At 40.6% G+C, this 20,895-nt stretch carries 17 protein-coding genes; 10 read left to right on the plus strand and 7 right to left on the minus strand.

Translation table 11 applies throughout. The features are described from left to right. Nucleotides 1–68 precede the first annotated feature (68 nt). Together I6E24_RS01335 and I6E24_RS01340 are read left to right on the plus strand one after the other, a co-directional pair. Nucleotides 69–1,076 (plus strand): thioredoxin-like domain-containing protein, encoded by a 1,008-nt coding sequence (locus I6E24_RS01335; RefSeq protein ID WP_235325634.1) that lies wholly within the window; start codon nt 69–71, stop codon nt 1,074–1,076. 6 nt (nt 1,077–1,082) lie between these two features. Beyond that, complete coding sequence (locus I6E24_RS01340; RefSeq protein WP_235325636.1) at nt 1,083–2,621, plus strand: YifB family Mg chelatase-like AAA ATPase; 1,539 nt, start codon at nt 1,083–1,085, stop codon at nt 2,619–2,621. 12 nt (nt 2,622–2,633) lie between these two features. Here I6E24_RS01340 and I6E24_RS01345 read toward each other — a convergent pair whose 3' ends face one another. Then, nucleotides 2,634–3,632 carry a cation diffusion facilitator family transporter gene (locus I6E24_RS01345; RefSeq protein WP_235325638.1) on the minus strand — a complete coding sequence of 333 codons (999 nt, stop codon included), beginning with the start codon at nt 3,630–3,632 and terminating at the stop codon, nt 2,634–2,636. Nucleotides 3,633–3,893: 261 nt separating this feature from the next. On the opposite strand from I6E24_RS01345, the gene metG reads away from it, so the two are divergent. From metG to I6E24_RS01385, 8 genes are all read left to right on the plus strand, one after another. After that, nucleotides 3,894–5,936, plus strand: coding sequence for a methionine--tRNA ligase (gene metG, locus I6E24_RS01350; protein ID WP_235325640.1), 2,043 nt, complete (start codon nt 3,894–3,896; stop codon nt 5,934–5,936). 75 nt (nt 5,937–6,011) lie between these two features. Next, nucleotides 6,012–7,457 (plus strand): lipopolysaccharide biosynthesis protein, encoded by a 1,446-nt coding sequence (locus I6E24_RS01355; RefSeq protein WP_235325642.1) that lies wholly within the window; start codon nt 6,012–6,014, stop codon nt 7,455–7,457. After that, nucleotides 7,454–8,380 carry a glycosyltransferase family 2 protein gene (locus I6E24_RS01360; protein WP_235325644.1) on the plus strand — a complete coding sequence of 309 codons (927 nt, stop codon included), beginning with the start codon at nt 7,454–7,456 and terminating at the stop codon, nt 8,378–8,380. Before I6E24_RS01355 ends, I6E24_RS01360 begins: the two co-directional genes overlap by 4 nt. Nucleotides 8,381–8,642: 262 nt before the next feature. Beyond that, nucleotides 8,643–9,608 (plus strand): glycosyltransferase family 8 protein, encoded by a 966-nt coding sequence (locus tag I6E24_RS01365; protein WP_235325646.1) that lies wholly within the window; start codon nt 8,643–8,645, stop codon nt 9,606–9,608. A 68-nt stretch (nt 9,609–9,676) separates the two neighbouring features. Further along, entirely contained in the window at nt 9,677–10,777 is a 1,101-nt protein-coding gene (locus I6E24_RS01370; RefSeq protein ID WP_235325648.1) for a hypothetical protein, read from the plus strand. 15 nt (nt 10,778–10,792) lie between these two features. Then, nucleotides 10,793–11,701: a glycosyltransferase family protein gene (locus I6E24_RS01375; protein WP_235325650.1), complete on the plus strand. Its 909-nt coding sequence runs from the start codon at nt 10,793–10,795 to the stop codon at nt 11,699–11,701. Nucleotides 11,702–11,809: 108 nt separating this feature from the next. Further along, a complete protein-coding gene (locus I6E24_RS01380) occupies nt 11,810–13,072 on the plus strand; it encodes a glycosyltransferase family 4 protein (protein WP_235325652.1) in 1,263 nt (420 codons plus the stop codon). Continuing rightward, nucleotides 13,065–13,841: a glycosyltransferase family 2 protein gene (locus I6E24_RS01385; RefSeq protein WP_235325654.1), complete on the plus strand. Its 777-nt coding sequence runs from the start codon at nt 13,065–13,067 to the stop codon at nt 13,839–13,841. Before I6E24_RS01380 ends, I6E24_RS01385 begins: the two co-directional genes overlap by 8 nt. A 290-nt stretch (nt 13,842–14,131) precedes the next feature. Here the strand turns inward: I6E24_RS01385 and I6E24_RS01390 are convergent, their stop codons facing one another. From I6E24_RS01390 to I6E24_RS01415, 6 genes are read right to left on the minus strand one after another with little or no spacing between them, the layout of a single operon-like run. Further along, the gene (locus I6E24_RS01390; RefSeq protein ID WP_235325655.1) at nt 14,132–15,490 is read right to left on the minus strand and encodes a DNA recombination protein RmuC; all 1,359 of its coding nucleotides are present in this window, start codon (nt 15,488–15,490) and stop codon (nt 14,132–14,134) included. A gap of 22 nt (nt 15,491–15,512) precedes the next feature. After that, the gene (locus tag I6E24_RS01395; RefSeq protein WP_235325657.1) at nt 15,513–17,996 is read right to left on the minus strand and encodes an outer membrane beta-barrel family protein; all 2,484 of its coding nucleotides are present in this window, start codon (nt 17,994–17,996) and stop codon (nt 15,513–15,515) included. Nucleotides 17,997–18,014: 18 nt separating this feature from the next. Beyond that, the gene (locus tag I6E24_RS01400) at nt 18,015–18,728 is read right to left on the minus strand and encodes a GIN domain-containing protein (protein WP_235325659.1); all 714 of its coding nucleotides are present in this window, start codon (nt 18,726–18,728) and stop codon (nt 18,015–18,017) included. 49 nt (nt 18,729–18,777) lie between these two features. Beyond that, entirely contained in the window at nt 18,778–19,146 is a 369-nt protein-coding gene (locus I6E24_RS01405) for a GntR family transcriptional regulator (protein ID WP_235325680.1), read from the minus strand. Beyond that, the gene (locus I6E24_RS01410; RefSeq protein ID WP_235325661.1) at nt 19,146–19,985 is read right to left on the minus strand and encodes a hypothetical protein; all 840 of its coding nucleotides are present in this window, start codon (nt 19,983–19,985) and stop codon (nt 19,146–19,148) included. The genes I6E24_RS01405 and I6E24_RS01410 overlap by 1 nt, the downstream gene beginning before the upstream one ends. Before the next feature lie 28 nt (nt 19,986–20,013). Next, on the minus strand, nt 20,014–20,850 hold the full coding sequence (locus I6E24_RS01415) for an ABC transporter ATP-binding protein (protein ID WP_235325682.1): 837 nt from the start codon (nt 20,848–20,850) through the stop codon (nt 20,014–20,016). Between the last annotated feature and the right edge of the window lie 45 nt (nt 20,851–20,895).

Consider the following 20,895-nt stretch of genomic DNA (forward strand, 5'->3'; position numbering starts at 1 on the left):
ATGGTAGGTCGATTGTTTGGTTTACGCCTTTTTTGTGTATTTTCGCGGATAATAAACTCTTATAATATATGAAGATACTAATTAGAGTCATTTTTTTCTGTGCTTTAATAATTATTACATCCTGTGGCGAGAATACTAAATTTACACTCAGTGGTGAGCTTAGCAATAAGAAAGAAAAGTACATATATGCTGTATATGATGACCCCATAGCTAAAATAGATACAATAAAACCTACAGAAGGGAAGTTTGAATATTCATTCATTCCGGACACGATAACTATTTTCAGGTTAGTAAATGATTCCGGATTGGCTATACCTGTATTTGCTGACAAAGGGTGGAAAGTTAAATTCAATGGAAGCTTTGCCAATCCTATAATATCAGGTAATGGCCCAAATGATGAACTTAATAAATTTAGAGAACAATGCAGGAAAGATACATCAAATATTCTGTCATTGGCAAAAGAGTTTATATTGCAAAACAGAATGTCGTATGCTTCAGCATATATTTTCAACGAACATTTTATACAGAAGGCTAATCCAGATATTAAAGAGTTGCAGGAAATTATAGCCCAGATGGACGGTCATGTGAAAGACTGTAGGGTAGTTGATATTATACAGAAAACTCTTTCGGAAAATAAGGAGAATTCATCTGAATATCTGAGTTATTTCTCTTGTAGAGATCGCAAAGGAAAATATGTTTCATGGAGCAGTAAAGAAGAACAATACACGCTAGTTAATATATGGGCTTCATGGGATGAAAAAAGTATAGAATTAAGGGATTCACTTTATAATAATATCAAGAAACTTCCTAAAAATGAATTCCGAGTGTTGAATATTTCTCTTGATTTCGATAAGAAAGGATGGGAAAATAAATGTAAGGAAGAAAGTGAACAATGGATAGAGACGTGCGATTTTGAAGGATGGCAAAATACGATAGTAAAGCAGATGCAGATATCAAAACTTCCATACAATATTCTCGTGTCTAAAAATAGAAAGATTATAACATCATGTATATATGGTGATGAACTTATAGAAAAAGTAGATAGTCTGATACAGGAAAACAAGAAAAAGAAATAAACAATTATGCTTGTAAAGCTATACGGAGCTGCACTACAAGGCATTGATGCTACAATAGTGACCATAGAAGTAAACAGTTCAAGGGGGATAAAATTCTTTCTTGTAGGTTTACCGGACTCTGCTGTAAAGGAGAGTCATGAGAGAATTATGTCGGCACTAAATGTAAACGGCTACAAGATTCCATGTTGCCAGATAGTTGTCAATATGGCCCCGGCTGATATCCGTAAGGAAGGCTCTTCGTACGACCTACCATTGGCAATAGGTATAATGGCTGCCACTGGTATTGTATCATCTGAAAAACTGGGACAGTATCTGATTCTTGGAGAATTAAGTCTTGATGGAAGTCTTCAGCCTATTAAAGGTGCCCTGCCTGTAGCTATAGCTGCTAGAGCTCAGGGTTTTAAAGGATTTATTTTGCCAAAGCAGAATGCCCGCGAAGCCGCCGTAGTGAACAACCTGGATGTTTACGGCGTAGAAAATATAAAGGAAGTCGTTGAGTTTTTCAACGGAACACGTACTTTAGATCCAACAATAGTACATACCAGAGAAGAGTTTTATCAGAATCAGACAGATTTTCCATTCGATTTTGCTGATGTCAAAGGACAGGAGAACGTTAAAAGAGCACTTGAAGTAGCTGCCGCAGGTGGACACAACATCATAATGATAGGTGCCCCTGGAAGCGGTAAATCAATGATGGCTAAGAGACTGCCGGGAATATTACCGCCGCTTACGTTATCAGAAAGCCTTGAGACAACTAAAATACACTCAGTAGCCGGCAAACTGGGAAAAGATATTTCACTCATTGCCACACGGCCGTTCCGTAGCCCTCATCACACCATATCGCAAGTAGCTATGGTAGGGGGAGGAGCAAACCCTCATCCGGGAGAAATAAGCCTTGCACATAACGGAGTTTTATTTCTGGACGAACTGCCTGAATTCAACAGAAGCGTACTTGAAGTTCTCAGACAGCCGCTCGAGGACAGACACATCACAATTTCCAGAGCAAAATATGTACTGGACTATCCAGCCAGCTTCATGATGGTAGCATCAATGAACCCATGCCCGTGTGGTTACTATAATCATCCTACAAAGAATTGCGTATGTTCACCCGGACAAGTACAGCGATACCTCAATAAGATTTCCGGTCCTTTGCTTGACAGAATTGATATACAGGTAGAAATAGTGCCAGTTCCATTCGAAAAAATATCTGAACGGGAAAGAGGCGAAAGCAGTTCTATAATAAGAGAAAGAGTGATTATGGCACGTAAAATCCAGGAAAAAAGATTCGAAAAAGAGAAAGGGATACACTGCAACGCACAAATGACATCATCACTCCTTCACATTCATGCCCAACCAGATGCACAAGGGTTGAATCTGCTTAAGAATGCCATGACACGCCTAAATCTATCGGCAAGAGCCTACGACAGAATCCTGAAAGTTTCCAGAACAATTGCCGATCTGGAAGGTTGTCCGAATATTCTGTCGTCTCACATAGCCGAGGCTATAAGTTACAGAAACCTTGACCGGGAAAATTGGGCCGGATAAAAGCATTCCGAATTATCCGGCATTCATCTCATTCTCGTTCAGAATGAAACTTGACAAGGTTATTTTCTCAGGTTTAACCATTGGAGTTTTTCTGTGCCTACACGATTCAAATATACATGTGTTGCACTTGGGTTTCTCAAAAATATCGCACGGATCAAGATGTAAGGTAAGCTGAACTTTTTCATTATATCTGTCGGTCAGAACCTTTTTGAGTTTCTCTCCTGCTTTATGTCCTTCGGATACAGTATAATACCAAGGCACGGTCAGGTCACAATCTATGTATATACAGTTACCGGACTTGATGACTTTCGTATTATGTATATCTACCCATTCCGGCTGGCGGTTTTCGTTAAGCAAGTCTGCCAGTTCTTCCAGGAGTTTATCATCTGCCGTGTCAAGCAATCCGGCTATTGTATTTCGCAAAATGGATACGCCAGTAATAATGATTATAGATCCGAAGATAAGAGCCAAGGCACTGTCTATCCATGCCAGACCTGTGAAATACAATACCAGCAATCCTGCCACAAGTCCTATAGTGGAGTATGTGTCCGACTGCAAATGTTTTCCACCAGCCACCAAAGCCATAGAACCATACTTTTTGCCTGACCTGATGCTATAATATCCCATAAGATAATTCAACACGCCCGATACTGCCACAATTACTATACCAATATCCAGTTTCTCTACCTCTGCAGGAACCAACAGACGTTTAACTGCTTCATAGATAATCATAACACCAGCCACACTTATCAGTATACCTTCTACTGAGGCAGAAATAAGTTCAATCTTTCCATGTCCGTACGGATGCTCCTTATCTCCCGGTTTTGCCCCCCATCTGAGACAATAGAGACTTATAAGACCCGCGACTACATTTACTATACTCTCCATTGCATCTGTAAGTACCCCAACTGAATTTGTAAGAAAATATGCAATGAATTTTCCTATAAGTATCAGCCCGGAAATGAAAACTATACGTTTCTGGACTTTTATTTTCACCTGTTCCTCATCCATAAATTAAAGAATTAATCCGCGGCAAAGTTATAAATAATAGATTTAACCGAAACAATAAATTATATTAGCTTTTTCAAACGGTGTTTAAACAGTATTTAAATGGTGTTTAAACACCGTTTGAAAAAGCTAACTTGATTAAATAAAATTCAAAACGGATAAAACCATCTTTGGGCTATTCAAATTGCACAGCTGATAAATAATGTATATCTTTGCACTCATATTAAACTACTTACAATAAAAAAATATATAACTATATAGCAAATGGAAAAGAAATTCAAAAGAACAACCGTAACATCGGCACTTCCATACGCCAACGGTCCTGTACACATAGGACACTTGGCAGGAGTTTATGTACCAGCCGATATTTACGTCCGCTATCTCAGACTTAAGAAAGAAGATGTAATCTTCATCGGCGGATCGGACGAACATGGTGTACCTATCACTATCCGTGCAAAAAAGGAAGGTGTCACTCCGCAAGACGTAGTAGACCGTTATCATACACTTATACGCGACTCGTTCAAGGAATTCGGTATATCATTCGATGTTTACGGACGTACTTCATCTGAAATACATCACCAGACAGCTTCGGATTTCTTCCGCAAGCTTTATGATAAAGGCGAATTCATAGAAAAGACTTCTGAACAATACTACGACGAAGAAGCCAAGACATTCCTTGCCGACAGATATATCACCGGCGAATGTCCTCGCTGCCATGCAGAAGGCGCTTACGGCGACCAGTGCGAAAAATGTGGCAGCACCCTCTCGCCTACTGAACTTATCAATCCTAAGAGTGCCATCAGCGGCAGCCAGCTTGTAATGAAGGAAACAAAACACTGGTATCTGCCACTTGATAAGCACGAAGGATGGTTGCGCAAATGGATTCTTGAAGACCACAAGGAATGGCGTCCTAACGTATATGGTCAGTGCAAGAGCTGGCTCGATATGGGACTTCAGCCACGCGCCGTAAGCCGTGACCTAGACTGGGGTATCCCTGTTCCTGTAGAAGGTGCGGACGGTAAAGTGCTTTACGTATGGTTCGACGCTCCTATCGGATATATCTCAAACACTAAGGAACTGCTTCCTGATTCATGGGAAAAATGGTGGAAAGACCCAGAAACACGCCTTGTACACTTCATCGGTAAGGACAACATCGTGTTCCACTGTATCGTCTTCCCTGCCATGCTGAAGGCTGAAGGCAGCTATATCCTGCCGGACAATGTTCCTTCAAACGAGTTCCTGAACCTTGAAGGCGATAAGATTTCAACTTCACGCAACTGGGCTGTATGGTTGCACGAATACTTGAAAGACTTCCCTGGCAAGCAGGATGTTCTGCGTTATGTCCTCACAGCTAATGCTCCTGAGACTAAGGATAATGACTTCACTTGGAAAGACTTCCAGGCACGTAATAACAACGAACTTGTAGCCGTTTATGGTAACTTCGTAAACCGTGCACTCGTTCTTACAGGCAAGTATTTCGACGGTAAGGTTCCTGCTGCAGGCGAACTGACAGACTACGACCGCGAAACTCTGAAAGAATTTGCCGATGTTAAGGCTGAAGTGGAAAAACTTCTTGACGTGTTCAAGTTCCGCGACGCACAGAAGGAAGCAATGAACCTGGCACGTATCGGTAACAAATATCTTGCTGATACAGAACCTTGGAAACTTGCAAAGACAGATATGGGCCGTGTGGCTACTATCCTGAATATAGCTCTTCAGCTTGTTGCCAACCTTGCTATTGCATTCGAACCGTTCCTGCCGTTCAGCTCTGCAAAACTTCGCGGTATGCTTAACATGGATTCATTCGAATGGGAAAACCTCGGACGTACTGACCTTCTTGCTACAGGACATCAGTTGGGCAAGGCAGAACTTCTGTTCGAAAAGATTGAAGACAGCGTAATAGAAGCACAGGTTCAGAAACTTCTTGATACTAAGAAAGCCAACGAAGCTGCAGCTTACAAGGCTAACCCTATCAAACCTACAATAGCATTCGAAGACTTCGAAAAGCTTGATATCCGTGTGGGTACAGTTTTGGAATGCGAAGTAGTGCCTAAGATGAAGAAGCTGCTTAAGTTCAAGATTGCAGACGGACTTGAAAACCGTACTATCGTGAGCGGTATAGCACAGCACTACAAACCTGAAGAACTGGTAGGAAAACAGGTATTGTTCATAGCTAACCTTGCTCCACGTCAGTTCAAGAACGGTCTGGTGAGCGAAGGTATGATTCTGAGTGCAGAAAACTTTGATGGTTCACTGGCTGTTACTTCACTGCTTAAGGAAGTAAAACCGGGAAGTCAGGTTTGCTAATAAGATTATTACAGAATTTAATCATAAAAAGGGCGGGATACGGATGTCCCGCCTTTTTCATAAAAAATCAGAAACGTGTCAAATAATTCTCTAAAAGAAAAAACAGCTAAAGGACTTCTATGGGGAGGACTGGGAAACGGTATCATGCAAATCCTGAACCTGGTCTTTGGCATATTTCTTGCCCGTCTGCTTACTCCTGACGATTATGGAATGGTGGGAATGCTTGCCATATTCAGTGCCATAGCCGGTACAATACAGGAAAGCGGATTTACCAATGCTCTGGCAAACAAACAGAACATTACTCACAATGACTACAATGCCGTGTTCTGGTTCAGTACGCTGACTGGAGGACTGCTCTATATAATACTCTTTCTGTCGGCTCCTCTGATTGCCGACTACTACAATCAGCCGGATCTGATCAGGCTTTCAAGAATATACTTCCTGGGATTTGTCATATCAAGCACTGCCACATCGCACAATGCTTATTTGTTCAGGAACCTGATGACAAGAGAAAAAGCGACTGCACAGATTTACGCAATAACCATATCCTGCCTTATAGGAATAATTCTTGCATATAACGGCATGTCATATTGGGGGCTGGCCATACAGAACCTGATATATATTGCCATAGTAAACCTCAGCCTATGGTTCTACTCACCATGGCGTCCAACATTTAATATAGATTTCGGTCCGATAAAAGAGTTTTTCGGTTTCAGTGTCAAGATACTGCTCACCAATATATTCAATCAGGTAAACAACAATATATTCTCAACCATTATAGGACGTAGGTTTACCCCATATTCCGTAGGTCTATACACTCAGGCTAACAAATGGAACTCAATGGGTTCATCACTGATAAGCTCCACAATAGGAGGAGTTGCCCAACCGATATTCGCACAAGCAACTGACGACAAAGTCCAACAACTCAGTATATTCAGAAAAATGCTGAGGTTTACATCATATATATCTTTTCCAACCATGCTTGGACTGGCACTTATCGCACCGGAATTCATACTTCTGACGATAAAGGACAAATGGGTGGACTGTATTCCTATCCTTCAACAACTATGTATATGGGGAGCATTTTTCCCTATTACAACACTATGTTCCCACCTCCTGATAAGCCGTGGAAAATCAAATCTCAATCTCTATAGCAATATAACATTAGGCTGTCTGCAAATCGTAGCCTTGCTGATAAGTTGGAGATTTGGAATTTCAATAATGATCTCTACATACGTAATCATAAACATTCTATGGATGGCTGTTTGGTACCTTATGGTGAGAAAAGAAATAGGATTGCGATTTATGGACGCTATCAAAGATATATGTCCGTTCATAATTATAACTATAGTTGCAGCATTCGCAGCAAAAGTAATTTGTGGATTCATGGATTCACCTTACATGATTTTAGTCTCCAAAATCATCATCACTGCTGTTCTGTATCTGGGTATATCACGCATTGCAAACTCAAAAATACAGGATGAGATTTTCTCATATTTACTTAAAAGAAAAATAAAATGATAAGTGTTATTATACCTCTATATAACTGTGAGAAGTTTATCACACGTAGTATCAGCTCCGTCCTCAACCAGACGGTACAGGAGTTTGAGATAATAGTAGTAGACGATGGCTCGACAGACAAAGGACCGGAAATTGTGGAGAAAATGAATTCTCCGCTTATACGGTTGATTCATCAGAAAAATCAGGGGGTGTCATGTGCAAGAAACAGAGGTATAAAGGAATCCAGATACGAGCTGATTGCTTTTCTTGATGCAGACGACGAATGGGATACCGACCATTTGGAAACCATTATGTATCTGTACAACAAATATCCACAGTGTGGAGTATTCGCTGCCTCATACAGGATGTCTGTTTGGAATAATATCATATACCCTGAATTCAGTTCCAAAATACCTTTTAAAGATGACGGAATATTGTACAATTATTATGAGGTAGCTTCAGGGACCAATCTTCCGATAAACTCAAACACATACGCTGTAAGGAAAAATATAATTGAATCAATTGGCGGTTACCCTACAGGTATTCCTTCAGGGGAGGACATTCTTACAATTGCCAGGTTAAATGCTGTATGCGATTTCGCATATACTACAAAAGTGACTTCTACTTACTATATTCAAGACGAAACAGAAAAGAGTATTCGTCCAGTACTAAGACACGATCCATTAGACAGACTTTTTTATGAAAACTATAAGATATCTAAGCATAAAAAAGGAGCACGTCTGTTTCTGGCATCATGGCATAAAAGAAGAATGTCAAAAGCATTGTTCCATCGCAAATATGGAATAGCAGCAATACAATTCTTCAAAGCTTTTATTATAATGCCTTTTCAGAAAAAGCTATATACATCTCTTATAGTTTCTATTATTTCCGCTATTACAGGAAAACCCGTTATAGAAATAAATAAAATATTAAAAAATAAATAAATAGGGGTTTATTGGGTTTATCGTATTTATAATGAATTATTCTACAGTTCATCATTTGAGCACAAACAGAATAAGATACGAAAATATAACCAACAAAATGAGCATAACAAACATTGTAGATTTTAACGGTATATATTACCTTTGCTATGAATATTTAGTGAACCCATATTATACTATAACAAAATAAAATGAAGTTTACAAGTTTCTTCACTTCATAGTTTTTTATACACAATTACGGATATACATACTAATGATATAGGATATGAAAACAATACCAATATTTTTCACATTCGATAAGAATTATGTGTTAGCAGCAAAAGTAGCAATCCACTCTTTAATTGCTAATGCATCAAAAGAATATAAATATGAGTTATACGTTCTACATACATCCTTATCAGAGAATAACTGCAATAACATTAAGCAGGTAGTAAATACCATCAATGCAGAAATACATTTTATAAATGTATCCGATTATGAAAAAAAAATAGAAGGACTGAAAGGAAAATCACATTACTCAAAAGAAATATTCTATAAACTTATTGCAGCAGACCTTTTTCAACAATATGAAAGGATTATATGTACTGATGTAGATGTAGTTTTTACAGGTGATATTTCAGAGGTTTTTTTCATGTTCCCAAACGAAGATTTTATATATGCTGGTGTAGGTCCCATAGAGAACAAGGGAAGAATGCAGAAATACGATACATCTTTCAATAAAGAAGAGAAAGATATTCTCGAACATGAAATAAGTGCCGGCTTTCTACTTCTTAATCTAAAAAGTATTCGAGAAAGAAACAAACAGGAAGAAATGATAAACTATTACATCAAGAACTATGAAAGACTTATCCTTCCTGAACAGGACTGTATGATACTTACTTGCTGGCCTATGGTGAGATACATACCTATAAGATACTTAATATGCACATATCTATACAATGAAGACTTATCTAAATTTAATTTTTACAAGGATAATCCAGAACTAAACTGTTCTCATAATGAGGCTTTAATCTGTATTAAGAAAGCAATGGAAAATCCAATTCAATTACACTATGCAGGGCCCAACAAGCCATGGAACAGTATAATGGTAACAAAACAAAGAGAATGGCTCAAAGCAATGATTAAAACAGGATGTTTATTGGAATATATCTATAGTCAACCTATGTTTTTTGCGCAAAAACTTAAAAGATATAGTCTAAGAAGATTTATACGAAAGCATTTTAAAATATAAATACAAGAATAAAAAAACATTTTCCCAATATCTAAATATAAGATTTGGAGAAATAAAAAATATAATCAATGAAAATAGCATTAGTCAAACAAGAAGTATATCAGGACCTTTACGTTTGCCCGGTAACAGAGAAGAACGCGGCAAACATTCTCTTCTCGTCAATGGGAAGAGTAGGACCTATCGGCCTTATGGCAGAACTCGATGCCGACTTCTATATAGTGAAGGAAGAGCCGGAGTACGAAACACAGATTTACCGTAAGGTGATACCGCACATCTCCAAACATCTGTATCTGCTCAAGACTGAAACACTCGACAAGATTCCGGGACAGGAATTCAAACAGCCGGGGAGTCCGTTTCCGAACGGTAAATTCGCCATTGACAGCCACGATATAGACTGGGGTAAATACGATGTTGTGATTTCCATTAACGTCAGCCTTCCGACGTCTGTCGTAAGAAGCTATCCGCAGACACTCTTCGCTTATATGATAGGCGAAGCCAATATGGCTACGGGAAGCGTACACTTCGGATACGATGTCACCATGAACCAGATGGCAAGAGGAATAATCTCCAGGAAATGCGGCATTATGGATTTTCCATATACATTCCTCAGTTCGGACACTCTGCAGAAAATCATGCAGAATCACCTGGGAAGAGAATCGGAGAATAAAGGAATCTTTATGGAAATAAATTCCACTACAGAACGTCCCGTAACAAAGGCACCCGCACATTTCCAGCCTCTAATAGATGCCGGATACGAAATAATTCTCCACAAGCAGCGTATATTCGACAATCTGAAGAGCATATACGACGCGAAATATTTCGTGAAGATGGGAGGACGTCACATACGCGGAAACTCTGTGGCGGAAGCGGTTTCTTTAGGAACACTGGTTATAATGGATAAGAACGAAGTGACACACCACGAACTGATAATTGACGAGTGCGACGTGAAGACTATGGACCAGATGGTAAGCCTGATAAACAAGTTGGAAAACAATCCGGATCTGTATCAGGAGCTATTGGCAAAACAGCGCAAAGTGTTGAAAGAATTGTTCTTCGAAGCCCCCGTACAGTCACTTGTCAACTGCCTGGAAGAAAAACGAAAAACCGGAAAGGCAAAACCTTATAAATGGTATAACAAAATTGCAGACAGACTCTGTTTCATTAAATAAAATAACAAGACAACAATGAATGCCCCTATACTCCTCTTCGTATTCAACCGTCCGGATCATGTACGACGGACTGTGGAAGCTCTGCAACGCAACACTCTTGCAGCGGAAAGCATACTGTATATATATTCCGATGCCGCACGCACTCCGGAGCAACAAGACGCAGTGGGCGAAGTGAGAAGATACATACACACCATCGGAGGATTCAAGGAAATAAACATCATTGAGAGAGAGGAGAACTGGGGACTTGCCAGAAGCATTATAGACGGCGTTACAACACGTGTGAAAGAGTACGGAAGAGTAATAGTGCTGGAAGATGACCTTATCACCGCACCATATTTCCTTCAGTTCATGAATGATGCTCTGGAGACTTATAAAGATGAAGAGAGAGTGGGCCACATACAGGGATGTGATTTCACTCAGGATTCTTCCCTGCCTGATACATTCCTGATAAAATGGACAGGAAGCTGGGGATGGGCTACATGGGAACGCGCATGGAAGTATTTCAACCCCGACGGAAAGGCTCTTCTGAAAGAACTTGAAGACAGAAAGCTGACATATACCTTCGACTTCGACGGTAAATACGGTTACACACGTATGCTCCGCCGTCAGATTGAGGGGAAGAACAATTCCTGGGCCATAAGGTGGAATGCGTCGCTGTTCCTCAATGACATACTTTCGCTTAATGTAGGAAAATCACTTGTACAGAACGAAGGTTTCGACGGTAGCGGTACCAACTGCGGCGGTGGCGGACTGTATTCCTCAAATCTGTTCATGGACAGGATTGAGGTGAAAAGAATCACTCCGGCAGTGGAAAACAAAGAAGCAAGACAGGCATACGTGAGATACTATGCCCGCACCAATTCATTCATGGCTAAAGCCATCAGAAGGATAAAACGCACTCTGAAAGGTGATTTTGGCAGATAAAATGGCTCCAGACGTCGTTTTTAACTATATTATCATTAATTATTCATGCATCAATTGGGATAAAAAAGGACGGTTTGCACTATCTTTGCAAAAAAAAAATTCCCGACCATGAGAATACTAATCATAAACACGGCAGAACGTATAGGAGGTGCGGCTATTGCAGCGAGCCGACTGATGGACGCACTAAAAAATAATGGAATAAAAACAAAAATGCTTGTCCGCCACAAACAGACAGAGCAGTTAACCGTCATCCCTCTGAAAAACTCATGGAGGAGAATATGGCAATTCGCCTGGGAACGTATCGTAATATGGATAGCAAACGGATTTACACGCCGTAACCTCTTTGCCGTTGATATAGCAAATACAGGTACAGACATCACAAAACTGCACGAATTCGTACAGGCCGACGTGATACATCTGCACTGGGTCAACCAGGGAATGCTTTCGCTTAACGACATCGATAAAATTCTTAAATCAGGAAAGCCTGTGGTATGGACAATGCACGACATGTGGCCATTCACCGGAATATGCCACTATGCAGGCTCATGCAAGAAGTATGAAGAGCATTGCCACAACTGTGAGCTTCTTCTGAGACCTCACAAGAAAGATCTTTCATATAAAACATTCAAAAAGAAACAAAGGATTTTCTCAAACTCGAAAATAACCTTCGTAGCATGCAGTCACTGGCTGGAGGAAATGGCAAAGAGCAGTGCACTTATAGGAAGACAGAACATCACAAGCATTCCTAATGCCATTAACACCAACCTGTTCACGCCACGCAACAAACGTCAGTCAAGAGAGAAACTTAACTTACCTCAGGACAAAAAACTTCTGCTTTTCGGATCGGTCAAGATTACTGACAAGCGCAAAGGTATAGACTATCTGATAGAGGCATGCAAGATACTGACACAAAGCAATCCGGAACTAAGCAAAGAACTCGGAGTTGTGATATTGGGCTCGCATCCGGAACAACATTCTTCACTGTTCCCGTTCCCTATATATACAATGAATTATGTGAAAAGTGAAAAAGATCTGGTAGATATATACAATGCAGTTGATATATACGTTACGCCGTCACTGCAGGACAATCTGCCCAATACTATAGTGGAAGCCATGTCGTGCGGTATCCCTTGTGTAGGATTCGAAACAGGAGGTATCCCGCAGATGATAGACCATCTGCACAACGGATATGTAGCAGAATACAAGTCGGCATCCGACCTGGCAAACGGTATAAAATGGGTGCTTACCGACGGTGACTATCAGACCCTAAGCGAGGAAGCCCACCGTAAGGCAGTAAACACTTATTCCGAATCTGTTGTCGCACACCAGTATCTGCAAATCTATAACAAGCTGACAGGCAAAAATGCATAACACCGCTCCAAATTACCACATACAGCACCAGCATCCTAAGTTCAGCATTATCACAGTGACGTATAATGCCGAAAAGGTATTGGAGGACACTATACAGAGTGTCATCACACAGTCGTACAAGAATGTGGAGTACATCATTGTTGACGGCGGCTCGAAAGACGGAACACTAGGTATAATAGAAAAATACAGACAGCACATAGCACACCTGGTAAGCGAACCTGACAAAGGACTGTATGACGCGATGAACAAGGGAATCAGACTTGCAACCGGTGACTATCTGTGTTTTCTCAATGCAGGTGACGAACTGCATGAAGACGACACTCTGTTCTTAATGGTGCACAGCATAAAAGGCAATACCCTGCCCGACGTGATTTATGGCGAGACACAGATAGTTGACGAAAACGGACATTTCATCAGGATGCGACGTCTCTCAGCTCCGGAAGTACTTACGTGGAAAAGTTTCAAAGAAGGTATGCTTGTATGTCATCAGGCTTTCTTCGCACGCCGCGAACTGGCTGTAAACGAACCATATAATCTGAAATACCGTTTCTCTGCCGACTTCGACTGGTGCATACGCATAATGAAGAAAAGCAGGAGCATTCATAATTCAAGGCTAACCATAATAGACTATCTGAACGAAGGCATGACCACACAAAACCATAAGGCTTCGCTTATAGAACGTTTCAATATCATGTGCCATCACTACGGATATATATCTACCATTGCTCATCATCTGTGGTTCGTAATCAGAGCCGTGTTGAAGAAATAGACTGGCATTTCAGCCGAAAGTTGAAAATACATCCTCACCTTACGGATATTCCACTTATAGAGGGAATTAAGAAGTATAAATCACACACATAAATGATATAAATATAGGCGTTTCAAGGATTATTACCAACACAGTCTCTGAAACGCCTATATTTATTTACCGTTACACGTTCGTGTTACGCGCGTTGCACGAACGTGTTTCATGCGTAACACCTGTGTGCTGCGGTCGTTACACGTTCGTGTTTCGCTAAATATGATTATACTTTCTTTGATGATTGAATGATCGTAATATTATTTTTCTTCCAGTAGTTTGGAAGGTATATTCTTTTTCGGAGTAATACCCAGTTCCTTAAGCATTTCTGCCTGACGGATGAGATTTCCCTTACCTTCTGACAGCTGCGAACGCGCATTGCCGTATGCCGTATTTGCGGTGTTTATCGCATCACCTATCTTTTCGAAAGTTTCTGCAAATCCTGCCATCTTCTCATAGAGTGCAGTTCCGCGTTTCACTATTTCCTGAATGTTCTTTTCCTGATACTCGCGTTTCCACAAGTCGAGAGCCAGTCTGAGAGCTGCAATCAGATTGGTAGGACTCATGAGCACCACCTTTTTCTGATAAGCATAATTCCACAGGTTGTTGTCTGCCTGTAGTGCAAGTACGTATGCAGGTTCGTTGGGGATAAACATCATCACGAAGTCCAGCGCCGATACGTTGTATTTGGAGTAGTCTTTCTTGCTCAGTTCGTCTATATGGGCCTTTACCGAACGCAGATGTTCTTTCAGATACAGCTCTTTCTCGGCCTTGTCGTCAGTTCCTATATATGCTGCGTATGCTGTGAGCGACACTTTGGAGTCGATTATTACGTGGCGGTTGTCGGGGTAAACTACGATAACGTCCGGTTGAAGTCGCTGTCCCTGCTCGTTTTTCAGATACTCGCCGTTCTCGTCTTTCAGGAATTCCTGACGGAAATATTCTTCGCCTTCGTGCAAACCGGAGTTCTCAAGTATCGTTTCCAGTATCATTTCTCCCCAATTACCCTGCATCTTCGAGTCGCCTTTCAGAGCCTTTGTCAGATTGTTGGCATCATCGCTTATCTGTTTGTTCAGCAGGACCAGTTCCTTTATTCTGTCCTCGAGTGAGAAACGTTGTTTAGATTCCTTCTCGTATACTTCTGCCACCTGATGCTTGAACTCGTTCAGATTGTCGCCGAAAGGCTTTAGCAGACTGCTGAGGCTTTCAGTGCTCAGTTTGTTGAACGTCTCCGTCTTCTGTTGGAAAATCTTGTTGGCTATGTTCTCAAACTCCAGATTGAACTGTTTGTGCATAGCTGCAATCTCTTCCTTCTGGTTCTCCAGTTTCTCTGCCATATTACGGTTCTCTGCTTTCAGAGATGCCGAAACAGTGTAAGCCTCGTTCAGCAGACGTGCGTTCTCGTCCAGCTTGTCCTGTAGCTTCTGTATGTTCTGTCTAAGATTCTCAACCTGCTGTGCTGCCTTAGTCTGTTCGTTTCTCAGCAGTTCGGCAGAATGTTCCTGCTGCATTTTCAGTTGGGATTGCAGTACACCCGATTTCCTTGCGGAAATCAGGTGTCCGATAATTATTCCCAATATGCATCCTACTATTGTTCCTATTATTATATATATTGTCATTATCTAGAAGTTATAGAATATATTACATTCCTCCCTGTCCTCCGGCAGAAGAACCTGTACCGCTGCCTCCTCCTGATTTAACATCATCGTTGTTGATGCTTCGGTTTGTTTTCTTCACCTGAGTTTTCAGCTCACCGAATCTCCAGCTTATGCTGAGCGAATAGCCGAGATTATAGTATTTGTTTTTGGTCCATGAGCGGAAGGTGTCCGTAACTGTATTGTTTTCGTATGTATTGTATTTATTGAAAAAGTTATTTGCAGACAGTGAAACGCTCAGTCTCTTTTCTTTCAGGAATGAACGTGACAGTCCCAGACCGTAGTAATAATATGACGAGCCTTTACCCTGTAAAGTTATATACGGAGTACTTCCACCTCCGTAAACGCTGAGTTGCAGGTTCCAAGGAAGAGTTTGCTGTATGTTTCCGAACATGTTGCCGTTGAAACCGGAATTTCTGGTATCAAGCAAATCACTGCTATAGTCCGAATAAGAACCTGATGCGTTGATTGATATTCTGGTCTTGTTGCCCGGGTTCCAGTTCATCCACAATGACAGACGCGTAATCTGTTTCTTTCCGGCATTCATATATGTATTCTCCATTATGCTGTTGTTCATGAAAGAATATCTCTCTATACCGTTGTTGGTGAACGTATAGTTCAGGTTCGCGTTAATATTGAACTTGGCAGAGAAAGAACTGTATGTCAGTCCTACTATATGTGCCTTTTCTGTTTCCAGATCCGGGTTACCATAGCTCACTGATGTAGGGTTGCTCTCGTCGCGGAAAGGGTTAAGATACCATATACCCGGACGGTTGATACGCATGTTGTAGTTTGCCTTCAGGGTAGATGTCATGCCAAGCATATATGACATGTTCACGGTAGGAACAACATCATCGAAGCCGGCATTGAAGTTTCTCTCCGGCTGGAGGGCGTATTTCACATCCATGAAGGTATGCTCGTATCTGACACCTGCCTTGAAACCGAACTTCTTCAGTTTCAGCTGGTAATCGGCATATGTAGCAAGGATACTCTGTCCCTGGTCGAAAATGCTCGACATGTTGTTGTCCTGAATCATCGAGCCGTCGCTTTGCTGGATGAAGTATTTACTGTCACTCGCGTTCAGACGATAGATGTATTTCATACCGGCATCGATATAGTGCTTGTCGTTTATAGGATTTACGTAGTCTACTTGTCCGGTATGTTCCGCTGTGTGGGCATCATTGTCGAAATACTGATTTTCAAGCGAGAAAGGAACATCTGCAATGTCGGTATATTCAGTAGCAGATTCGCTGTTGTTTGGAGAATCATTGTACTTATACGATATGGTGAGATATTCGCCTTTGGTCTTGAATGAGTGCTGATAGTCGAAGTTAATGCCTACATTACCGAAACCGCTTGTGGATTTGTTCAGTGTATTGTATCTGTATGTCAGCTCTTCCATATTGTTCAGCATGCGGTTCTCTGAATTGCTGTTTGTCTTGAAGTTACCTCCGAATATATTGGCAGAGAATGTAATGAGGTTCAGAGTGTCAATCTCATAACTTCCCTCCAGATTGCCGAACTGGAAATTTCCGTTGCTTTTCGATGAACCTTCGCTGTTGAGATACTTGTTTGTGTCCGATGTATAGTCCTCACGTCCGGAACTGAAGTAGCTGCGTGGCTGCATGTTGTAGTTGTACGAATAGTTGCCCGATACGGTAAACTTTCCTACCTGTACGGTACCATAACCATATCCGGAGAATCCCATGTTACTTGCCCTTCCGCCGAGTGTGACATTATATCCCTGCATCTTGGTGTCAGTAGTGATAATGTTCAGAATACCTCCGATACCTTCCGCATCGTATTTAGCTCCCGGTTCGGTTATCACTTCTATCGATTTTATGCTGCTGGCAGGCAGGCTTCTCAATACCTCTTTCGGATTATTGCTCATCAGAGTGTTGGGCTTTCCGTTTACGTGTACCTTGAAGCTGCTGGAACCGTTTACCTGTATGTTGTCCTCCCCATCTACAGTTACGAGAGGAACCTTCTTAAGCATCTCCAGTGTGGTGTTTGTCTTTGAGTCCGGGTCGTCCTCCATGCTGTAGGTTATCTTGTCTATTTCAGCTTTAACTAGAGGTTTCTGTGCCACCACTTCCACACCTTTAAGCATTTCCGTTGCCTCGGAAGTGAAAATCGTTCCGAGGTCAACAGATTTCTTGCTTGTACTTAATGTAAAGTTTCTTTTTACGGTATTCTTTCCTACCGATGAGAGAGTTATGACGTAGTCTCCCGGCTCGGACAGTTTCTCGTTGAAACGTCCTTTTTCGTCGGTGACCGAAAGTTTTACGTTTTCATCAGGCTTTGCCGCACTTGATATTCTTACTGTTGCGTATGGCTCGCTTTCGTTAAGAAGTGAGTCAACTAAAGTTCCTTTCACTGAATATCTATCGCCCTGCTTTTGTGCAAACACTGTAGCTGTAGTAAGGCATACGAGGAAACATATTAATCCTCTTAAAACATTAGATGACATTTTTGTTTGATTTTGAATTTATTTTCTTGATACTTTTGAAGCCCCACTTGTTGACACGTCAGATTTGGCTGTGCCTCCGAATGATAATTTCGATGCTCCGGACACATCTCCTGTAATATTTTTGTTGCATATTATTTCAGCCTTGCTGGCACCGCTTATATCTACATCTGCATAATCGGTGTTCAGATTTTCTGATGATAATTTCGATGCTCCTCTTACACTTATTTCAGCATTCACAGCTTTACCTCCTATATTGGCAAATGATGCCCCGTTGATACTGGCTTTCAGCGACTGACAGTTGATATTGGCATCAAATTTCGATGCTCCGGACACTTCGATATCAAGTTCTTCCGCCTTAATGTCTACGTCCGAGCTGAATGATGAAGCACCTGAAATTTCGATGCTTTCCAGTTCCTTGCTTGCCGGAACAAGTGCGGTAACCTTGAAAGGGCTTTTAAAACTTGAAGCGTAAATCTCAATGCCGTCTTCATCTTGAACTACATTTATTTTGGAAAGTATGGAAGAGTCGGCAATAATCTGAATTTTGTCAATGTCGTGTCTGTAGTCCACTTTTATTGCACTACTCACGCTTAATGATTTATATGAGGTATTCACATCATATATGGAAGTAGCCTCATTTTTGCTTGTTGCAGTACTGATCATGCAGGATGTGGCTGTTAAAGAAGTTACGGCACTGATTAAAAATATTGAAAGTAAGTTCTTTGGTTTCATGATTCTATTTTTTTTATATACGAGAAAATGATATTACATTGAAGTTTCTTTATTTGTTATCTTTCAGGAATTGTTTGTAGAGAGCGGATATTTCAGGTCCTGATATGTCAAGAATCTTCATTGTGCGGAACATTTCCGGCAACTCTTCGTTCAGAAACGTCTCTTTTCTGAACGAGAGAATTTTATCCTTTGCGCCTTCTCCTACAAAATATCCTATACCTCTTTTATTATATATTATTTCCATTCCCTGCAAATGGTCGTAAGTACGCATCATTGTATTCGCGTTCACTTCCACCATAGCTGCATATTCCCTTACGGACGGTATTCGTTCTTCCTCCTTGTATGTGTCATGAAGAATCTCGTCCATAATTCTGTCTGCTATCTGCAAATATATTGATTTCGATTCCTTAAATTTCATCATGTGAACAGTTTTCTATCGGTGATTTGTGAATTTCTAAACAAATGATAACTCAGAGTCCAGTTAATAACAGTAAATATTAAGAGGACAGTGCTTATGATAACTGCATTAATCCAGAAACTTTTATCGGTTGGTTCGAAATATAAAAATAATTCTTTAGTAACCATATTTCCTAATATATATGTAATAATGACAAACAAAAGTATCATTATTCCCCAAGTCTTAATGAAAGGATGTTTCTTGAAATATGTACCTCCAAGAATATAGATTGAGTGAGACCATAAAAACCATGAAATTAAAAATATGAGTACTATTATGAAATTATGTCTTGAATCGTCGTATAATGCATTATAGTTAAGACTTGTATTACTTATTATATCAAACAGACAGAAACGGTAAAATTCTTCAGGTACATCGAATAGCGGTAGCAAAATAAGTCTTGTCAGTTCCGCAAAAAATATTCCTACAGAAAATATTATCATAGAAGTAATACATACATATATCACCCTGCTTATGAGCTTTTCTCCGATTGTTGCCGGAAGCATCATATACGAGATACGTTTGTTCTTTGTGTTCATCACTTCCATTATTCTCGAGGCGCATATCATCAGATAGAAGAATGTAACGAATGTGAGTATAGAATGGAATGTACTACAGAAACTTGTATATTGTTCTTCTGCTGTTTCACCTCTGTTACTTGATAATATGCCGTACATACCGAATAAAAATGCCATAGCCGCACCTGTATATACTCCTATAAACCTATATAAGTTAGTTTTCCAATTCTCCATCATGTCGCGTTTTATTACCGCCATGAGTCTTGTAAAACTGAAATTCATATTTGTTGTCATAAACGTTCCTCCTTGCTTATTTATTGAAAACTTCCTGTATCTTGCTTCTTTCGGCCAACATGGCATTGAAAAGGACTTCCAGATTAATAGGACTTTCTTCATCGAATCTGTTTTCCATGATGATGCTGTTGCCTTGTACAGACGGCTGTATGAACAATGCCCCGTCGGTAGGCTCGTTCATGCTTTGTTCGCAGAAGTATAGCCTGTCTGTAATTTCCTTTACCGATTTGTCCAGCAGTACCTCAGTACCGTCTATTATTGTTATGTGGTCCAGCAGTCTGTCAATGTCCCTTACCTGATGGGTAGAGATTATGATAGTCTTCTCGTTTGTCATACCCGATGCTATGACTTTCCTGAACTGGCTTTTCGACGGTATGTCGAGTCCGTTTGTAGGCTCGTCCATGAGCAGGAGAGAGGTGTTTGTGGCAAGAGCGAAGCACATAAACGCTTTCTTCTTCTGTCCCATGGAAAGTTCACCAAGATTAATATCCATTCCAAGGTCGAAATCATTAAGGCAAGTACTCAGAGTCTCGTTGCTGAAATTAGGATAGAAACCGCTGTTCAGCTTTACGAATTGTTTCATTGACAGATTGGGCAGGTCGAATTCTTCAGGAACCAGATAAATATCCGACAGAGTCTGCGGGAGACGTCTTCTGATGTCTATACCTTTTATCGTTACATTTCCGTGAGAAGGCTTGAGTAATCCGCAGATGATATACAGCAGAGTAGACTTTCCTGTTCCGTTCTTTCCGAGCAGGCCTACTATTTCCCCTTTTTCTATTTCAAGATTGAAATCATCGAACACCTGTTTGTTTTTCCCGTATCCGAAGGTGAGATGTTCGGCTTTAATCATTGTTGTGTTCATAATTATTTGTTTTAGTGTATTAGTTGATTAGTA

The sequence above is a fragment of the Bacteroides caecigallinarum genome, assembly GCF_021530995.1.
Classification (GTDB): Bacteria; Bacteroidota; Bacteroidia; order Bacteroidales; family Bacteroidaceae; genus Phocaeicola; species Phocaeicola faecigallinarum.

Bases quoted from the DNA above. Each gene is read 5' to 3' on its own strand.
- I6E24_RS01385 (WP_235325654.1), top strand. From the start codon at position 13,065: ATGCATAACACCGCTCCAAATTACCACATACAGCACCAGCATCCTAAG.
- I6E24_RS01370 (WP_235325648.1), top strand. From the start codon at position 9,677: ATGAAAATAGCATTAGTCAAACAAGAAGTATATCAGGACCTTTACGTT.
- I6E24_RS01390 (WP_235325655.1), bottom strand. From the start codon at position 15,490: ATGACAATATATATAATAATAGGAACAATAGTAGGATGCATATTGGGA.
- I6E24_RS01365 (WP_235325646.1), top strand. From the start codon at position 8,643: ATGAAAACAATACCAATATTTTTCACATTCGATAAGAATTATGTGTTA.
- I6E24_RS01375 (WP_235325650.1), top strand. From the start codon at position 10,793: ATGAATGCCCCTATACTCCTCTTCGTATTCAACCGTCCGGATCATGTA.
- I6E24_RS01360 (WP_235325644.1), top strand. From the start codon at position 7,454: ATGATAAGTGTTATTATACCTCTATATAACTGTGAGAAGTTTATCACA.
- I6E24_RS01415 (WP_235325682.1), bottom strand. From the start codon at position 20,850: ATGATTAAAGCCGAACATCTCACCTTCGGATACGGGAAAAACAAACAG.
- I6E24_RS01345 (WP_235325638.1), bottom strand. From the start codon at position 3,632: ATGGATGAGGAACAGGTGAAAATAAAAGTCCAGAAACGTATAGTTTTC.
- I6E24_RS01340 (WP_235325636.1), top strand. From the start codon at position 1,083: ATGCTTGTAAAGCTATACGGAGCTGCACTACAAGGCATTGATGCTACA.
- I6E24_RS01395 (WP_235325657.1), bottom strand. From the start codon at position 17,996: ATGTCATCTAATGTTTTAAGAGGATTAATATGTTTCCTCGTATGCCTT.
- I6E24_RS01380 (WP_235325652.1), top strand. From the start codon at position 11,810: ATGAGAATACTAATCATAAACACGGCAGAACGTATAGGAGGTGCGGCT.
- I6E24_RS01405 (WP_235325680.1), bottom strand. From the start codon at position 19,146: ATGAAATTTAAGGAATCGAAATCAATATATTTGCAGATAGCAGACAGA.
- I6E24_RS01410 (WP_235325661.1), bottom strand. From the start codon at position 19,985: ATGAATTTCAGTTTTACAAGACTCATGGCGGTAATAAAACGCGACATG.
- metG (WP_235325640.1), top strand. From the start codon at position 3,894: ATGGAAAAGAAATTCAAAAGAACAACCGTAACATCGGCACTTCCATAC.
- I6E24_RS01335 (WP_235325634.1), top strand. From the start codon at position 69: ATGAAGATACTAATTAGAGTCATTTTTTTCTGTGCTTTAATAATTATT.
- I6E24_RS01400 (WP_235325659.1), bottom strand. From the start codon at position 18,728: ATGAAACCAAAGAACTTACTTTCAATATTTTTAATCAGTGCCGTAACT.